At 68.5% G+C, this 16435-nt stretch carries 13 protein-coding genes; 10 read left to right on the top strand and 3 right to left on the bottom strand.

Annotation, left to right across the window (positions count from 1 at the left end):
* Positions 1-44 precede the first annotated feature (44 nt).
* From ACGFH6_RS14050 to ACGFH6_RS14025, 6 genes are read left to right on the top strand one after another with little or no spacing between them, the layout of a single operon-like run.
* A complete protein-coding gene (locus ACGFH6_RS14050; RefSeq protein ID WP_393383591.1) occupies positions 45-1592 on the top strand; it encodes an amino acid permease in 1548 nt (515 codons plus the stop codon).
* On the top strand, positions 1589-2227 hold the full coding sequence (locus ACGFH6_RS14045) for a DUF1989 domain-containing protein (RefSeq protein WP_393383589.1): 639 nt from the start codon (positions 1589-1591) through the stop codon (positions 2225-2227). The genes ACGFH6_RS14050 and ACGFH6_RS14045 overlap by 4 nt, the downstream gene beginning before the upstream one ends.
* Positions 2224-2820 carry an urea amidolyase associated protein UAAP2 gene (locus ACGFH6_RS14040; protein WP_393383587.1) on the top strand — a complete coding sequence of 199 codons (597 nt, stop codon included), beginning with the start codon at positions 2224-2226 and terminating at the stop codon, positions 2818-2820. Before ACGFH6_RS14045 ends, ACGFH6_RS14040 begins: the two co-directional genes overlap by 4 nt.
* A gap of 2 nt (positions 2821-2822) precedes the next feature.
* Positions 2823-4766: a 5-oxoprolinase/urea amidolyase family protein gene (locus ACGFH6_RS14035; protein WP_393383585.1), complete on the top strand. Its 1944-nt coding sequence runs from the start codon at positions 2823-2825 to the stop codon at positions 4764-4766.
* Entirely contained in the window at positions 4763-6364 is a 1602-nt protein-coding gene (gene atzF, locus ACGFH6_RS14030; RefSeq protein WP_393383583.1) for an allophanate hydrolase, read from the top strand. The genes ACGFH6_RS14035 and atzF overlap by 4 nt, the downstream gene beginning before the upstream one ends.
* Before the next feature lie 11 nt (positions 6365-6375).
* The gene (locus ACGFH6_RS14025) at positions 6376-7563 is read left to right on the top strand and encodes a M20 family metallopeptidase (protein WP_393383581.1); all 1188 of its coding nucleotides are present in this window, start codon (positions 6376-6378) and stop codon (positions 7561-7563) included.
* Here the strand turns inward: ACGFH6_RS14025 and ACGFH6_RS14020 are convergent.
* Positions 7556-8773: an FAD-dependent monooxygenase gene (locus ACGFH6_RS14020; protein WP_393383579.1), complete on the bottom strand. Its 1218-nt coding sequence runs from the start codon at positions 8771-8773 to the stop codon at positions 7556-7558. The two genes, ACGFH6_RS14025 and ACGFH6_RS14020, sit on opposite strands and share 8 nt — an antisense overlap.
* Positions 8774-8851: 78 nt before the next feature.
* On the opposite strand from ACGFH6_RS14020, the gene ACGFH6_RS14015 reads away from it, so the two are divergent.
* Positions 8852-9415, top strand: coding sequence for a TetR/AcrR family transcriptional regulator (locus tag ACGFH6_RS14015; protein ID WP_393383577.1), 564 nt, complete (start codon positions 8852-8854; stop codon positions 9413-9415).
* A gap of 66 nt (positions 9416-9481) precedes the next feature.
* Here the strand turns inward: ACGFH6_RS14015 and ACGFH6_RS14010 are convergent, their stop codons facing one another.
* Positions 9482-10057 (bottom strand): CGNR zinc finger domain-containing protein, encoded by a 576-nt coding sequence (locus tag ACGFH6_RS14010; RefSeq protein WP_393383575.1) that lies wholly within the window; start codon positions 10055-10057, stop codon positions 9482-9484.
* 103 nt (positions 10058-10160) lie between these two features.
* Between ACGFH6_RS14010 and ACGFH6_RS14005 the strand changes: the two genes are divergently transcribed.
* Positions 10161-11333 carry an epoxide hydrolase family protein gene (locus ACGFH6_RS14005; RefSeq protein ID WP_393383573.1) on the top strand — a complete coding sequence of 391 codons (1173 nt, stop codon included), beginning with the start codon at positions 10161-10163 and terminating at the stop codon, positions 11331-11333.
* Positions 11334-11818: 485 nt separating this feature from the next.
* On the opposite strand, the gene ACGFH6_RS14000 is transcribed toward ACGFH6_RS14005, so the two are convergent.
* On the bottom strand, positions 11819-15004 hold the full coding sequence (locus ACGFH6_RS14000; protein ID WP_393383571.1) for an FAD-binding and (Fe-S)-binding domain-containing protein: 3186 nt from the start codon (positions 15002-15004) through the stop codon (positions 11819-11821).
* 46 nt (positions 15005-15050) lie between these two features.
* On the opposite strand from ACGFH6_RS14000, the gene ACGFH6_RS13995 reads away from it, so the two are divergent.
* Together ACGFH6_RS13995 and ACGFH6_RS13990 are read left to right on the top strand one after the other, a co-directional pair.
* Positions 15051-15779 (top strand): maleate cis-trans isomerase, encoded by a 729-nt coding sequence (locus tag ACGFH6_RS13995; protein WP_393383569.1) that lies wholly within the window; start codon positions 15051-15053, stop codon positions 15777-15779.
* Positions 15776-16423, top strand: coding sequence for a GntR family transcriptional regulator (locus tag ACGFH6_RS13990; RefSeq protein ID WP_393383567.1), 648 nt, complete (start codon positions 15776-15778; stop codon positions 16421-16423). The genes ACGFH6_RS13995 and ACGFH6_RS13990 overlap by 4 nt, the downstream gene beginning before the upstream one ends.
* Positions 16424-16435: the final 12 nt, after the last annotated feature.

Genomic DNA, 16435 nt, shown 5'->3' with positions numbered 1-16435 from the left:
CCGGGCTGCCGTGCGCATTCCGGGACGATCCGACGGAGACCGGAATGTCAGCCACTTCTGAAACCGATCTGGGCCGCTTCGGCTACACCCAGCAGCTCTCACGCCGGGTCGGCAGCTATGCGTCGTTCGCTGCCGGCTTCTCGTTCGTGTCCATTCTCACCACCGTCTTCCAGCTCTTCGGCCTGGGCTTCGGCTTCGGTGGGACGGCGTTCTTCTGGACCTGGCCCGCGGTGCTGGTCGGTCAGCTCATGGTGGCGTTGTGCTTCGCCGAGCTCGCCGCCCGCTACCCGTTGTCCGGGGCGATCTACCAATGGGCCCGACGGCTCGGCGGCGCGGTCGTCGGCTGGTTCGCCGGCTGGGCGATGGTGATCGCGCAGATCATCACGCTGGCCACCGCAGCCATCGCGCTCCAGGTCGTCCTGCCCGCGGTCTGGTCCGGCTTCCAGCTGGTCGGGACCGACTCCGCGCTGTCCTCGAAGGACGGCGCGACGAACGCCGTCGTTCTCGGCTGTCTGCTCCTCGCCGCGACCACGCTGCTCAACGCGACCAGCGTCCGGATCACTGCGATCGTCAACTCGGTCGGCGTGACCTGTGAACTCGTCGGCGTCGTACTGATCGTTGTTTTGTTGACAAGCCAGGCCGAGCGCGGTCCGTCGGTAGTCCTGCACACGACGAACCTCGACAGCACGACCGGGTACGTCGTACCGCTGCTGATCTCGACGTTGATGGCGGCGTACGTGCTGGTCGGCTTCGACAGCGCGGGCGAACTGTCTGAGGAGACGCACAAGCCGCGCGCGACCACACCGCGGACGATCATCCGCGCCGTCGTCGCCTCCGGGATCGGCGGCGCGTTCCTGATCATCGCCGCGCTGATGGCCGCGCCGTCGCTGACCGACGGCAATCTCGCCACCGAAGGCCTCCCCTACGTCCTGACCAGCAGCCTCGGCACGACGCCGGGCAAGCTGCTGCTCCTCGATGTCGCGCTCGCGGTGTCCGTCTGCACGCTGGCGATCCAGACCGCGGCCGCCCGGATGATCTTCTCGATGGCGCGTGACAACGTTCTGCCGGCGTCGGCCCGGTTGCGTCAGGTGTCGCGTCGTACCGGCACTCCAGTCGCGGCCACGATCGTGCCCGGGGTGCTGGCCGCCGTGTGCCTCCTGGTGAACGTGGGCAACACGGGCCTGTTCCTCGGCCTCGCGAGCGTCTGCATCATGCTGCTGTACGTCGCCTATCTGATGGTGACCACGCCACTGCTCGTACGGCGGTTGACGACCGGCGGACTGTCCGCCGGTGTGGATGAGAACGGCCGCCCGTTGTTCTCGCTCGGGCGGTTCGGTCTGATTGTCAACATTCTGGCTGTCGCCTACGGACTCGCGATGGCGATCAATCTCGGCTGGCCGCGCGCCGAGGTCTACGACCCTGCGGGCGAGGGCTGGTACCTGCACTATCTGCCGCTGCTCACGCTCGGGATCGTGGCCGTCGGTGGGCTGATCGCGTACCGGGGTCAACGGCGGGCGTACCACGCTTCGATCGGCACCAGTGCTGAAGGCACCAGTGTCGAAGGCGCTGTCGTGGAAGGCGCGGTCGCATGAAACACGAGATTCCCGCCGCCGCGGCATGGTCCGCACCCGTCCGAGCCGGACGCACCATCACCCTGACCGCGCTGGCCGACGGTGCGAACGCGTCGACGCTGATCATCGGCGCCGACCGGCTGGACCGTCTGAACATCCCGGACACACTGAAGTCGCAGATGTCCGCGCGGATCAGGGCGGGCATGGTCCTCATGTCGGACCGCGGTCTCGCGCTGGCCACCGTCGTCGCCTCCGGATCCGACTGGCACGACTGCCTGATCGGAGCCGCGCCCGACCGGTTGCTGCAGCTCGAGCTGACCAAGCACGGTTTCGGCGCGGCGGATCTGCACGGTTGCGTCCACTTCTTCTCGAAGGTCCGCATCACCGACGACGCCCGAGCCTCGCTGACCTTCGATCCCGACCACGCGCGGGCCGGGGACAACGTCACGCTGCGGGCCGAACAGGACCTGCTCGTGTTCGTCTCGACCGCCGCACATCCGTTGTCCAGCACGGAACCCGCGCCGGTCGCCGTACACATCGAAACCGCCGTACAGACCGAAACCGCCGAGCACATCGGAACCGCCGAGCCGGAAGGCCCGGAACTCCGGGCGGAAGCGGTGCGCGCACTCGAGCTGACCCGGGAGCTGATCGCATGAGCCTGGACACCGTGGTGGAACCCGGCGACGGCGCGCTGCTGACCGTACCGGCGAACGGCCGGCTGCGGATTGTCGACCTGCACGGCAACCAGGCCGTGGACACCTTGTTCTACGACGCCCACGACATCGACAACCGGTACTCCGCCTTCGACACGATCCGCGCGCAACGAGCCGTCTACCTCACCACCGGATCGCGTCTGCTCTCGACCAGGGCCGACGAGCTCGGCGTGATCACCGACGACACCTGCGGCCGGCACGACACTGTCGGCGGCGCGTGCTCCCAGGAGAGCAACGTCATCCGGTACGGCGAGCACACCCGTCACCAGCACGCGTGCCGCCAGACCTTCCTCACCTATGGCGCGCAGGCCGGCATCGGCCAACGGCAGCTCACCCACAACGTCAACTTCTTCATGAATGTCCCGGTCACCTCCGCGGGCGACCTGAGATTCGACGACGGCCTGTCGGCGCCCGGCCGGTACGTCGAACTGACCGCGAGCCGCGACCTCCTGGTCCTGATCAGCAATTGTCCGCAGGTCAACAATCCGTGCAACGGCTGGAACCCGACCCCGGTCCAGCTCCTGGGCTGGTGGTGACGATGGCCGTCATCACCGTGGTCGCCCCAGGAATCCAGACGACCGTTCAGGACCTGGCCGGGCGGCCGGGGCTGTGGGATGTCGGCGTACCCCCGTCAGGAGCGGCCGACGAGCTCAGCTTCGCCCTGGTGAACGCCGCGGTCGGCAACCCCGGAAGCGCGGCCGGACTCGAGTGTGTGCTCACCGGACCTGTCCTGACCTGCGACGAGGATCGGCTCATCTGCGTCGGCGGCGCTGTCCACAATGCGACGATCGACGGCTGGCGCGTTCGCCCCGGCCTGGTCGTACGGCTGCCAGCCGGATCCGTGCTCGATCTCGGGCCACTCGATGGACCGGGTACGCGCGGGTATCTGGCGATCGAGGGCGGCCTGGACGTGCCGCTCGTCCTCGGCAGCCGCGCGACCTTCGTGCTGGGCGGTTTCGGCGGGCACGAGGGCAGAGCTCTGGCGGCCGGTGACCAACTCCCCCTCGGGCGCCGGGAGAACCTGCTCAGCCCGCAGTCAGTCGAGCCGCCAGCGCTGTCGAACAGTTGGCAGGTCCGGGTCATCCCCGGACCGCACGGCGCGCCGGATCATCTGACCGCGGACGGCGTCGATGCGTTCTTTGCCAGCAATTGGATTGTCGACCATCGATCCGATCGCACCGGGATCAGACTGGCCGGCCCGATGCCCGGCTGGGCCCGGACCGATGGAGGCGAGGCCGGCCTGCACCCGTCCAACGTGCACGACTCCGCCTACCCCGTCGGCGGCATCATGCTGTCCGGTGACACCCCGGTCATCGTCGGCAAGGACGGACCGTCGCTCGGCGGCTTCGTCGTACCGGCCGTGGTGATCGAGGCGGATCGGTGGATGCTCGGGCAACTACGAGCCGGCGACACCGTCCAGTTGGTGCCGGTGACTGTGGAGACGGCAGCCGAGGCGATCGAGGAACGACGGGCGTGGCTGTCGGACCTCCGGCAGGAACCAGCGCCACCCGTCGCGGTCGCCACCGGTCCGGCGCGGCCCGACGTACTCCACCGGTCCGACGGCACGCCGCCGTACACGATCCGCTGTGCGGGCGAACGCCATCTGCTGGTCGAGGCCGGCCCGACCGAACTCGACCTCACCGTCCGGGTCTGGATTCACCTCCTGGCTCAGGCCCTGCGAGCCCAGCGGCCGGACGGCGTGACGGAGATGGTGGAAGGTGTGCGATCACTCCTGATCGCGGTGGACTCCGCCCGACTCGGGTTGGTCGAGCTTGCCGAGCGGCTCGCGTTCCTGGCGACCGGTCTGGCAGACCCGGAGACGGTCGTGCTGCCGGCCCGCGAGGTGACGTTGCCGATTGCCTTCGACCACCCCGAAGCCCACGAAGCGATGCGCCGGTACGCCACCTCGGTCCGGCCCGACGCGCCCTGGTGCCCGGACAACGTGGAGTTCATCCGTCGTGTCAACGATCTGCAGCACCGCGACGAGGTGTTCGAGATCGTCCGGGCCGCGACCTACCTGGTCGTTGGTCTGGGCGACGTCTACCTCGGTGCGCCGGTCGCCGTACCGATCGATCCCCGGCACCGACTCGTCACCACGAAGTACAACCCGGCCCGGACCTGGACGCCGCAGAACGCGGTCGGGATCGGGGGGATCTACCTGTGTGTGTACGGGATGGAGGGTCCGGGTGGGTACCAGTTGGTCGGACGGACCGTCCCGGTCTGGCGGCTCGCGCCCAGCGACGAGCAGCCATGGTTGCTGAGACAGTTCGACCTGATCAGATTCACGCCGGTGAGCGCTGAGGAACTTGCCCACGAGCGGGCCGAGATCAAAGCCGGACGGGCGGACCTGCGGGTCAGCCCGGCCACGTTCTCGATCGCCGACGTACGCCGGATCGAGCAGGAGGCACCCGTGGACATCGCGACCGTACGAGCCAAACGACGCGCCGCTTTCGAGGCCGAGCGGGCACGGTGGGGCGCATGAACGAGTGGATCAGGCGGGTCGAGCCGATCGAGCCGGCTCCCGGTCCCTTGCACGGGCTGACGATGGCGCTCAAAGACAACATCGATCTGGAGGGTGTGCCGACAACCGCCGGCGACCCGCGCAACTCACAACCGGCGGCGCGCAACGCCTTCGTGGTCGATCGGCTGCTCGAGGCCGGAGCCGTCCCGCTCGGGAAGACGAATCTGGACCAGTACGCGACCGGACTGGTCGGCAGCCGATCGCCGTACGGCGCTTGTCACTCAGTCTTTTCCTCTGAGCATGTCTCGGGCGGCTCCAGCTCGGGCAGCGCGGTCGCGGTCGCGAGTGGACAGGTCGATTTCGCGCTCGGGACCGACACGGCGGGCAGCGGCCGGGTGCCGGCTGCCTTCAATCGGATTGTCGGCATCAAACCGTCGCGCGGTCTCGTCTCGGCCCGAGGCGTCGTACCGGCCTGCCGGTCGCTCGACTGCGTGACGGTGATGGCCCGTTCGGTCGAGACGGCCCGTCAGGCCTTCGACGTGATGGTCGCCTTCGACCCGGACGATGCGTGGTCGCGGCGGTGGTCGGCGCTTCCGCATCACCGGCCAGGCCGCCGCGCGGGAAGCGCGCCTGTCATCGGCGTACCCGATGTCGCGCTGGAGCTCGATCCGCTGCATGAGCAGGCGTGGCAGCAGACGCTCGATCAGGCGCATCGTCTCGGCGATGTGGTCAAGGTGGACGTGCAGCCGCTGCTCGCCGCGGCCGAGCTGCTGTACTCCGGGCCATGGCTCGCAGAGCGCTGGCTGGCCTTCGGGGACAAGCTCGACGACTCGCCCGCGGTGGACCCGACCGTGCGGACGATCGTCCGTGGTGGCGCAGCTCTGACGGCCGCCGAGGCGTTCGCGGGCCTTGATCGACTGGCCTCGCTGGCCCGTGCGAGCGAACACCTGTGGACCGAGCTCGACGCACTCCTGCTGCCGGTGACACCCGGCCATCCCACCCTGGCCGAGGTTGCCGCCGATCCGATCGGCGTCAACAGCCGCCTCGGGCGCTTCACGAACATGGTCAACCTGCTCGATCTCTGCGCCGTCGCGTTCCCGGGACCGGATCGGGCGGATGGTCTGCCGTTCGGGATTCAGCTCCTGGCCCCGGCCGGTCACGACCACGAGGTGATCGACCTGGCGGCCGTCTGGTGTGGCGAGCCGGTGCCGGAGCGCGTGGACCCGGAGGCCGAGGTGCTGCTCGCTGTCGCAGGCGCTCACCTGTCCGGCCAGCCACTGAACGATCAGCTGGTACGGCGTGGTGCCCGACTCGCGTTCGCCGCACGGACCGCGTCGTCGTACCGAATGTATCTGGTCGACGGACCGCGCCCGGGACTGACGCCGACGGTGTCGGGAGCGGACGGCCCGGGGATCGAGGTGGAGGTATGGAGTCTGCCGGCGGCAGAACTCGGTGGGTTCGTGTCGACAATCGACGCGCCGCTCGCGATTGGGCCCGTGGAGCTGTCGGACGGGCGGCGGGTACTCGGGTTTGTGTGCACGGCCGATGCAGCGCACCCGGAGCGCGACATCACGTCGTACGGCGGCTGGTGTGCGTACCTGGACGGGAGGTCCGACTAGGGTTGGTCGGCATGAGCGTGACGCCCGCTGAGCAGGCAGTGCTGGATCGGATCGACGAAGAGCTGCTGGTGCGGGTCACCGCGGACCTGGTGCGCGCGACCGGCCAGAACCCGCCGGGTGAGGAGGCGGCGACCGTCGCCGTACTCGCCGCGGCTGGACGGGAGCTCGGGCTCGATGTGGTGACCTCGCCCGTCGAGCCCGGGCGCGACAACGTCGGCATCACGTTTGCCGGGGGCAACGGTCCGGGCGTGTTGCTGCTCGGGCACACGGACGTCGTACCGATCGGCGACGGCTGGACGACGGACCCGTTCGGCGGCGAGGTACGGGATGGCCGGATCTACGGGCGTGGCGCGTCCGACATGAAGGGCGGTCTGGCCGCGGCGCTGGTCGCCCTGGCCGCCTTGCGCGGTACCGAACTGAGCGGTCCGGTCGAGCTCGCGGCCGTGGTCGACGAGGAGGAGACCGGCAAGGGGATCCGCGCGTACGTCGCTGCCGCGGGCGGACGGCCCCGAACCTTCCTCGGCTGCATCACTGCAGAACCAACCGATCTGCAGACCATCATCGCGGCCCGCGGCGACTCGTACCTGCGGGTCGCGATCCACGGCCGAGCCTGCCATGCCGGCAACCCGGACGACGGCGCGAACGCGATCTACGGAGCGGCCGCGGTCGTCGCCGAGATCGAACGCCTGCACGCCGAACTCGCCGCCGCACCTCATCCGCTACTCGGGCCCGCGACCTGGAGTGTCGGCCAGATCAACGGCGGCACCGGCGGTTCCATCGTCCCGGCGGAGTGCGTGATCGTCGCCGACCGCCGCCTGCTGCCGGGCGAATCGCCGGCCACTGTCCTCGACGACCTGCGTACCCGGGTCGCGGCCTTGGATCTGAAGTCGCGCGGTCTCACTGTCGACCTCGACATGCCGATGGAGATGCCAGCCTTCGAGACCGCGGCCGACGACGCGCTGGTCGTCGCGACCGAGGCCGCCCGACTCGATGCTGGCGGCCCGTCCCTCCCCCTCGCCGGCTGGACGGCCGCTTGCGATGGCGGGTACGTCGCTCGCGACCTCGGCGTACCCGTTGTCGTGCTCGGACCAGGCTCGGTCACCACCGAGGCCCACCGCGCCGACGAGTCGGTCCCCATCGCCGAACTCATCACCGCGGCCCGCACCTACGCCCTCACCGCCCTCCGTCTCCTCAGCTAGATGCGGTTGAAGCCGACTGGTAATTGTCGACAGTCATGGAGTTGTACACGCGTGCGCTCTTCGTCGTGAGGCGGAGGAGCGCGCGGCTGGGCCCCGCAGGCAGGGCAGAGATCAATCGGGACCCCTGGGCCAGTCCCGAAACGCCGAGACGCGACGTGGGGATCAGAGTCTTCGCCGCGCTCAGCCCAACTTCGCGACTGCCGCGCACGTGCTCCGCCATGGCGCGTTCATAGGCAGGGAAGGCGCGCTCGTGGTCGCCGCCGGCCCGCGCCAACTCCCCGGCGAGGACGTACGCGCCGACGACGGCCAAGGTAGTGCTGCCGCCGACGGCCGGGCCGGGGCAGTACCCCGCGTCGCCGACGAGCGTCGCCCTCCCCCGCGACCAGGTGTCCATGCGGAGCTGGGTGATCGAGTCGAAGTAGAACACCGGCGTACGGTCGAGCTCCTCCAGCCACCGGTCCACCTCGGGGTCCATGCCCTCGAACGCACCGCGCAGCAACTCCTTCTGGCGGTGTACGTCGCGGTGGTGGTAGTCGAGCTCGCGCTCGCTCCGGAACAGGAACAAGGCCCGCGCGTCGCCGAGGTGCGGAGCGCCGTACATGCCGACAGTGCGGCCGACGCCGACGTGGATGAGGAGCTCGCGGTCGAGGCCGGCGGTGTTGGGCAGACTCAGGACCCCGAGGTAGGCCCCGATGTACGAACTGAACTGGGACTCGTCGCCGAAGACGAGGCGGCGCACGTTGGAGTGCAGACCGTCCGCGCCGACGACGAGGTCGAAGCGGCGTGGCGCGGCGTTCTCGAACCGCACCTCGCCGTCGGGCGAGATCTCGGTGATCGAGTCGCCGAAGAGATACTCGACGTCGTCGCAGGCAGCGTCGTAGTAGATCTCGCTGAGGTCGTCGCGCATCACCTCGACGTGCCGCTCGGAGGCGGCGCTGAAGATCTTCGCGAGGTTCACCTGGACGGGACGCCGTACGCCCTCCCTGTAGAGGGTCATCCGGTTCGTGCCGGTGGCCCGCTCCTCGATGCACGGGAGCACGCCCATCTTCTCCGAGATGTCCATCGCGGGCCGGAACAGGTCGACCGCGTGGCCGCCGGTCTTGCGCAGAACCGGCGAGCGTTCGACGACGGTGACGGAGAAGCCGTGTCTGGTGAGCCAGTACGCCAGCACCGGACCGGCGACGCTGGCACCGGAAATGAGAATCCGCATGAGCATGCCTCCCTTACTTAACGGTCGGTAAGCTTAGCATGGTTACTTACCTATCGTTAAGTCAGATAAGCTGACGGCATGCCTCGTCCCTCGGACACCAAGCAGCGGATCCAGGAGGTCGCCCGCGAGCTCTTCGCCCAGAAGGGCGTGCAGCGGACCAGCCTGCAGGAGATCGCCGACCGGCTGGCCATCACGAAGCCGGCGCTGTACTACCACTTCTCCTCCCGCGAGGAACTGGTCCGCAGCATCGTGCAGCCGATCATCGACGAGGAAGAGGCCTTCCTGGTGGCTCAGGAGGCGCTGGGCGAGGTCGAGCCGCGCGCCCTGCTGGAGGGGTACTTCGACTTCCACTACCGCAATCGCCGAGAGATCGTGCTGATGCTCAGCGAGCTGACCACACTCGCCGACCTGGGCCTGATCGACCGCGTACTGGAGTGGCGCGGACGACTGGGGAAGCTGCTGCACGGCCCCGATCCCACGCTGGAGCAGGCCGCCCGCGCCGTCATCGCCTTCGGCGGCATCCAGGACTGCACGATCCAATTCGCCGGCGTCCCACAGGACGAGCTCCGCCGCGTGGCCGTGGACGGCGCCCTCGCAGCCCTCGAGATCAAGCCACGACGCAAAGCCGCTCATCGCACTTGAGGGTGTAGGTGGGGTCTGAATCCACCGATTTCAAGCAAGCTCCGCCGCGATGTACCGAGGTGACGCTCACTCCGCTGAGCTGGAGTTTTCGCGCCGTTTGGCGTTGAAGCGCGCCTTCTTCTGACGATTGCCGCACGTGCCCATGTCACACCATCTGCGGGTGCGACTTTGGCTGGTGTCGAAGAAGGCGGCTTGGCAGGTTGGCGATGCGCACAAGGCCAGTTTTCCGTCGCGTTCGCCCGCGATGATGCTGATCGCGTCGGCGGCGACCACGCTGAGGGCATCTTCCAGACAGGACGCCGAGCTGAGCCGCCATCGCCGCTTGCCCTCGGGCGTCAGGACGGCCACGGCCCGACCCTGAGCGCTGCAGTCATTGATGACTTGGACAGCAGCTGCAGGGAGAGCGTCCTGGATCGCGGCCGCTGTCGCGGCGGCGTGAATCGACTCCCTCAGCTCCCGAGCGAGGTCCAGCTGGGCGTCGGTGCACGAGTCCACGGCGAGCCCGCTCACTGCCAGCCAGTCGACGAGTCGCTGCGGCGTGGGGATGCGCTCCACAGCGTCACCCTGACGCTCCGACAGAGTCCCCGTGAAGCTGGTCGCCAGCACGCTGCCGAGGCGAAAGTCAGGGAACTCAGCACGCATGGAACCACCTTAGCAGGTTGCGCTCCGGCGGAAGGGCGTGTTAGAACCGTCTTAGCCGGTTCGCATTAGGTTGCAGCCGGTTCCGCGATGGCTAGGAGGTCTCATGCCCAGTCCAACCAGCGACGTGCAAGCATTCGAAGCCCACGCAACCGACGCTGACCTCGACGATCTGCGCGCGCGGTTGGCCGCGGCGCGGCTACCGGAGGCCGAGACGGTCTATCGCGCCGCGCCAGACCCTCGCCGATGGGATCAGGGCGTTCCGCTCGCCGACCTCGTCGATCTTGTGAACTACTGGCGCACCGGGTACGACTGGCGGTCATTCGAAGAGCGCCTTGACCGTATCGGCCAGTTCCGCACGACCATTGATGATCTGGGAATCCATTTCCTGCACCGCCGATCCGCGCGCGCGGATGCCACTCCTCTGATCTTGACGCACGGGTGGCCAGGCAGCATTGCTGAATTCGTCGACGTAGTAGACGCGTTGGCAAATCCGAAGGACGCAGTCGCGCCTGCGTTCCACGTGGTTGTTCCATCGCTCCCAGGTTTTGGTTACAGCGACAAGCCGGCTACTACCGGGTGGGGAACCGAAAAGATCGCGACCGCATGGGTGGAATTGATGGGAAGGCTCGGCTACAGCAAGTTCGCAGCCCACGGCGGCGACTGGGGAGGCAATATCACCACGGTCCTCGCCGGCCGGTTCCCGGAGCACATTCTCGGCATCCACACAACGTTCGCGGAGGGACCGCCGGGGCTGACAACGGACGGGCTGACGGCGGTCGAGCGCAAGTGGACCGAGGAAACCCGCCATTTCTGGCGCCACCGCGCGGCGTACGCGAAGCAGCAGGCGACTCGGCCGCAGACCATCGGCTACTCGCTCGTCGACTCACCGGTCGGGCTTCTTGCCTGGATCCTGGACAAGTTCGCCGAGTGGTCAGATACCGAAGACAGCCCGTTCGAGCGGATTTCCAGAGACAGGGTTCTCGACGACGTCACCCTGTATTGGTTGACGCGGACCGGCGCATCGGCGGCCCGCATCTACTACGAAAGCCACAACTCACTGGACCCCGAACTTCGGGTCGACGTCCCAACAGCCATCACCATGTATCCCCGCGACATCGAGAAATATCCACGCGCCTGGGCACAGGAGCGCTACCGACAGATCGTCCGATGGAGGACCCCAGAATTCGGGGGACATTTCCCATCACTGGAGGTCCCCGACTATTTCGTCAAAGATCTACAAGAAGGCCTCACCACAGTCCTGGCCGCCAACCGCTGAACGCGGCCGGTGCCGGGACACCTGACCCGCTCAAGGCGTTGCCCAACTCTTCCAGACCGAGCTCATCGAGCCGGCAGAACCTGGTCAGGCCGACGAGTGCCGTGAGCGATCTGAGTGCGACAGCGCGGGCGTGCTCGACCAGCCGTCGGTTGCCAGGGGCAACGCTGCGGCGAGGAGTCCGGCGAGATGGCGGGCCGGCGCGTGGCGCCGTGGGTGATCTGAGTACGGCGGCGCAGCCGCGAACGGCGCGATCGGTCAGCTGTCCGTGGCCTTGGGCAACGCTGCGACCAGGAGTTCGGCGAGATGGCGGGAACGGCGTGTGTCGCCGTGAGTGATCTGCGTGCGGCAGCGAACGGCGCGCACGGTCAGCCGTCGATCGACCGGGGCAGGGCCGCGGCCAGGAGCTCGGAGAGGCGGCGGGGTCGGCGGGTGGTGCCGTGGGTGGTCTGGGTGCGGCGGCGCGGCACCGCGAGCGGCGTGGTTGGTCAGCTGTTGGTTGGGTGGGGTAAGGCTGCGGCTAGGAGTTCGGCTAGGTGGTGGGGGTGGCGGGTGGTGCCGTGGGTGATCTGGGTGCGGCAGCTGAAGCCGTCGGCGAGTACTACGGTTGCCTCGGGCAAGGAACGTACGGCGGGGAGCAGGACCCGCTCGCCGATCGCCTTCGAGACCGCGTAGTGGTTGCGCTCGAAGCCGAAGTTGCCGGCTAACCCGCAGCAACCGGAGTCGGGGATGGTCGCGTCGATCCCGGCCGCGGCCATCAGCCGACGGTCGGCGTCAAAGCCGAGCGCGGCGTGCTGGTGGCAGTGCGTCTGCACCAGCGCTTCTCCCCCAACCTGCGGCGGTTCCCACTCAGCCTCGACGAGCAGCTCGGCGAACGTGCGGGTCGCCTTCGCAGCCTGGTCGGCAAGTGGATTGTCGGCAATCAGATCCGGTGCATCGTGGCGAAGTGCCGCCGTACAGCTCGGTTCGAGGCCGACGATCGGCGTACCGGCGGCCAGGTGCGGCTCGAGGGTCTTGAGCGATCGAGTGAGCACGCGTCGGGCCTTCTTCAGTTGGCCCGTCGAGATCCAGGTCAGCCCACAGCAGACCGGCTTGTCCGGCAGCACCACCTCGAACCCAGCCACCTCCAGCACCTCAACCGCGGCCCGCCCGATCTCAGGCGCCAGGTAGTTCGTGAACGTGTCCGGCCACAGCACAACCTGTTGTCCACCGGTCGACAATCCACCGCCACGATTGGCGAACCAGTTCGTGAAGGTCTCCGAAGCGAACGTAGGCACAGCGCGCTCAGCGGCGATTCCACCCAGCTTCTTCACCAGACCGAGCCCGGCAACCTTGTTGGCCAGCGCGGGCACTGGCGAGGCGAGCCGGGCCCAGAGCGGGAGCCAACCCATCGACCAGTGCGACATCGGCCGCGCCCATGGACGGCGCGCGTAGTGATGCTGAGTGAACTCAGCCTTGTACGTCGCCATGTCGACGTTCACTGGGCAATCGGACAGACATCCCTTGCAGGACAGGCAAAGGTCGAGACCATCGCGGACCTCGGTCGATCGCCATCCGTCCGCGATGACGTCGCCCTGCAGCATCTCCCACAGCAGGTGAGCGCGGCCGCGGGTCGAGTGCAGCTCATCCTTGGTGACCTGATAGCTCGGGCACATCACTCCACCCGAGCTCTGCCGGCACTTGCCGATCCCGACGCAACGGCGCTGCGCCCGGGCGAAGTCGTTGTCGTCATCCGGGTACGCGAAGAATGTCAACAATCTGCGGTCCTTCGCCGGACCGTCATGCCGGATCGCCAGGTCCAGCGGCGGCGGATCGACGATCATCCCGGGGTTCATCACCCGCGCCGGGTCCCAGATCTCCTTGAGTTCCGCGAACAGTCGCACCCCGTCGACGCCGTACATCCGACTGAGCAGCTCACCCCGCGCTCGGCCGTCACCATGCTCTCCGGACACCGATCCGCCGAGCTCGACCACGAGGTCGGTGGCTTGCTCGACGAACTCCCTGTACGTCGCGAGGCCGCGCGCACTGAGCAGGTCGAAGTCGATCCGCATGTGCATGCAGCCCTCACCGAAATGCCCGTACGACGCTCCGGACAGACCGTGCCGCCCCATCACCTCGTCAAGCCCGCGAAGGTAGTCCCCCAACCGCTCCGGCGGTACGGCGGCGTCCTCCCAACCACCCCACGCCTCCGCTCCGTCGGCCCGCCGCGTCGCCAGCCCCGCAGCATCAGTCCGGCAACGCCACAACACAGCCTGCGCCCCCGGATCAGTAACCAACGAAGCCGTCGGAAACCGCCCGCCTCCACGCTCTCCCACAAACGAGCCCGCCCCGTCGACCCTCCCCGTCCCGCCGGGGCTGCCACTCCCACCGGCGGCAACACTCCCACGCCCGCCGAGGGCGCCACTCCCACTCCCACTCCCACCGAGCGCGCCGCTCCCGCTACCGCCGTAGGTGCCGCTGCCGCTCCCGCCGAGGGCGCCACTCCCGTTCCCGCCGTGGGTGCCGCTGCCGCTCTCGCTCCCCCCGGCGCTACCGCTCCAGCTGCCGGCAGCGGGGCTGGTGTTGAGCGGTGTCGTGCTTGTCGATGTGGAGTTGCGGAGGTCGTCGAGCATGGATCGGGCAGCAGCGGCGGCGGAGGGTTCGTCCTCGCCGCCCATCTCGATCAGGAGCCAGGCGTTGCCCTCCGGCAGACCGGCGCGTACCGCGGCATCGCGGACCTCGCGCGGCAGGCGTTCGACCAGGTCGCTGTTGATCGACTCCATCGTGAGCGGACCGTGCCGCAGCACGATCGGCACGCAGTCGGCCGAGCTGATCGAGTCACCGAACCCGAGCACACACAGAACCTTTGCCTTCGGCAACTCGGTCAACGCCACCGTCGCTCGCAGGGTCGCCGCGAGCCCACCTTCGCTCCCGGTCAACAATCCGGCCACGTTGTACCCGTACTCCGGCAGCAACCGATGCAACGCGTACCCCGAGATCTGGCGGGTGAACTGCCCGAACCGTCGCCGGATCAGCAGCTCATGCCGATCGACAAACCCCTGCAGCGCGCGGTGCAGCTCCCCCTCCCGCCCCGGCCGCGCCGCACACTCCGCGCGGTCCGCCGTGGAATCCACCGTCATCCTGGTGCCGTCAGCAAGCACCACATCCAGCGAGCGCAGATTGTCGGCAGTCGTCCCCCACGCCACCGAATGCGCGCCACACGCATTGTTGGCAATCATCCCACCCAACGTCGCCCGGCTCCCCGACGACGGATCCGCCCCGAACGCCAGCCCGTACGGCTTCGCCGCAGCCAACAGATCCGTCAGTACGACGCCCGGCTCAACCACGGCGGTCCGGGTCTCCGGATCGATCTCCAGAATGCGATTGACGTGACGGGACGCATCGATCACCACACCACCGATCGCGTTGCCCGCCATCGACGTACCGCCGCCACGCACCACCACCGGAGCGGCGGCCGCCGCGGTCAGCGCCACCGCCGTCGCCAGGTCCTCGGCATCCGCGGGTACAACGACCAGGTCCGGGACGGCGCGGTAGTTCGAGCCGTCCGCCGCGTACAGCGCCCGGGTCCGCCGGTCGTCCGCGACCACACCCCGCAGTTCCCGGCGTAGCCCGGCCACCAACCGCGGGACGTCGTACGCGACATTTCCGGTGCCGGAGCTCTCACGCGTTAGCATTGTCGACAATCTACCTATTGGGACGCGGGTCAGCCAGGAGGTCGGAATGGTCACGGTGGGGCTGCTCTATCCCGGGCACAGCGCGGAGGACGACTACCCGGCGCTCGAGGCGCGGCTCGACGGTGCGGTCCGGCTGCCGGTCGTGATCACGTCGGTGGGCGAGGACGCGCATCGGATCGACGCCCTGCTTGACCTCGGCCGCGCCGAGCGGCTCGCCGAAGGCGCCTCGGAGCTCGCGGCCGAAGAGCCGGATGCGGTGATGTGGGCGTGTACGTCGGGCAGTTTCGTCTTCGGCCCCGAGGGCGCCCGCAACCAGGCTTCCGGTGTCGCCCGAGCAATCGGCGTGCCGGCGTCCTCCACCTCGATCGCGTTCGTGGACGCGTGCCGGGCGCTCGGCGTACGGCGGGTCGCGGTGGCGGCGTCGTACCCGGAGGACGTGGCGCAGCACTTCGTCCGGTTCCTGACCGGCGGCGGGGTCGAAGTGGTGTCGATGGGCAGCCACGGAATCATCACCGCGGCCGAGGTCGGGACGCTCGCGCCGGACCGGGTGATCGCGATGGTGAAGGCCGCCGACCACCCGGACGCCGAGGCGATCCTGGTGCCGGACACCGCGATGCACACGCTGGAGATTGTCGACGATCTGGAGACCGCGGTCGGCAAGCCGGTGCTGACCGCGAACCAGGTGACGGTCTGGAAGGGACTCGACTTGCTCGGGCAGGTACCTTCTCTGCCAGGTCTGGGAAGTTTGTTTGCCTCAAGGGGGACGGAAGTGTGACCAGTTACATCGAGCCGCTGGCCCAGGAGTCGACGCCGAGCATCATCGCCGACAAACTGCGCAAGGCCATCGGCCACGGGGAGCTCAAGCCGGGCACGCAGCTCGGCGAGGCGGACCTCGCCCGCAAGCTCGGCGTCAGCCGCGGACCTCTGCGGGAAGGCATGCAGCGGCTGACGCAGGAAGGGCTGCTGGTCGCGATTCGCAACCGCGGCCTGTTCGTGATCGACATGACCGCGGACGACGTCCAGGACATGTACCTGGCCCGCGAGGCGATCGAGCGCGCCGCCGCCCGCAAGATCATGTTGGGCGACCACCAGGCCGCCGGCGAACAACTGCTCGCCATCGTCCACGAGATGGCCGCAGCGGAAGGCGACCCGGCGGCCGTCGGCGAGATCGACATCGCGTTCCACGAACGACTGGTCGAGCTGGCCGGCAGCTCCCGGCTGTCCCGGATGCACCGGACGTACATCACCGAGACCCGCATGTGCATCCACGCCCTCGAGGAGACCTACACGACGTCCGAGGTCCGCGTCGGCGAGCACCAGCGCCTGGCCGAAGCCATCCGCAACGGCGACGGTCTGCACGCCGACGATCTGCTCGTCGCCCACATGGACGACGCCATCGCTCGCCTCACGTCGCGGTAGGCCCCAACCGCG

It is taken from the genome of Kribbella sp. NPDC049227 (genome assembly GCF_043197265.1).
In the GTDB taxonomy this organism is placed as follows: Bacteria; Actinomycetota; Actinomycetes; order Propionibacteriales; family Kribbellaceae; genus Kribbella.
Note: the sequence above shows the minus strand (reverse complement) of the source record. Positions and strands in the feature narration are given on the sequence as shown.

Coding starts and splice junctions, on each gene's coding strand:
- ACGFH6_RS13995 (WP_393383569.1), top strand. CDS start 15,051: ATGGTCACGGTGGGGCTGCTCTATCCCGGGCACAGCGCGGAGGACGAC.
- ACGFH6_RS14025 (WP_393383581.1), top strand. CDS start 6,376: ATGAGCGTGACGCCCGCTGAGCAGGCAGTGCTGGATCGGATCGACGAA.
- ACGFH6_RS14040 (WP_393383587.1), top strand. CDS start 2,224: ATGAGCCTGGACACCGTGGTGGAACCCGGCGACGGCGCGCTGCTGACC.
- ACGFH6_RS14035 (WP_393383585.1), top strand. CDS start 2,823: ATGGCCGTCATCACCGTGGTCGCCCCAGGAATCCAGACGACCGTTCAG.
- ACGFH6_RS14010 (WP_393383575.1), bottom strand. CDS start 10,057: ATGCGTGCTGAGTTCCCTGACTTTCGCCTCGGCAGCGTGCTGGCGACC.
- ACGFH6_RS14000 (WP_393383571.1), bottom strand. CDS start 15,004: ATGCTAACGCGTGAGAGCTCCGGCACCGGAAATGTCGCGTACGACGTC.
- ACGFH6_RS14050 (WP_393383591.1), top strand. CDS start 45: ATGTCAGCCACTTCTGAAACCGATCTGGGCCGCTTCGGCTACACCCAG.
- ACGFH6_RS14015 (WP_393383577.1), top strand. CDS start 8,852: ATGCCTCGTCCCTCGGACACCAAGCAGCGGATCCAGGAGGTCGCCCGC.
- ACGFH6_RS14020 (WP_393383579.1), bottom strand. CDS start 8,773: ATGCGGATTCTCATTTCCGGTGCCAGCGTCGCCGGTCCGGTGCTGGCG.
- atzF (WP_393383583.1), top strand. CDS start 4,763: ATGAACGAGTGGATCAGGCGGGTCGAGCCGATCGAGCCGGCTCCCGGT.
- ACGFH6_RS14045 (WP_393383589.1), top strand. CDS start 1,589: ATGAAACACGAGATTCCCGCCGCCGCGGCATGGTCCGCACCCGTCCGA.
- ACGFH6_RS14005 (WP_393383573.1), top strand. CDS start 10,161: ATGCCCAGTCCAACCAGCGACGTGCAAGCATTCGAAGCCCACGCAACC.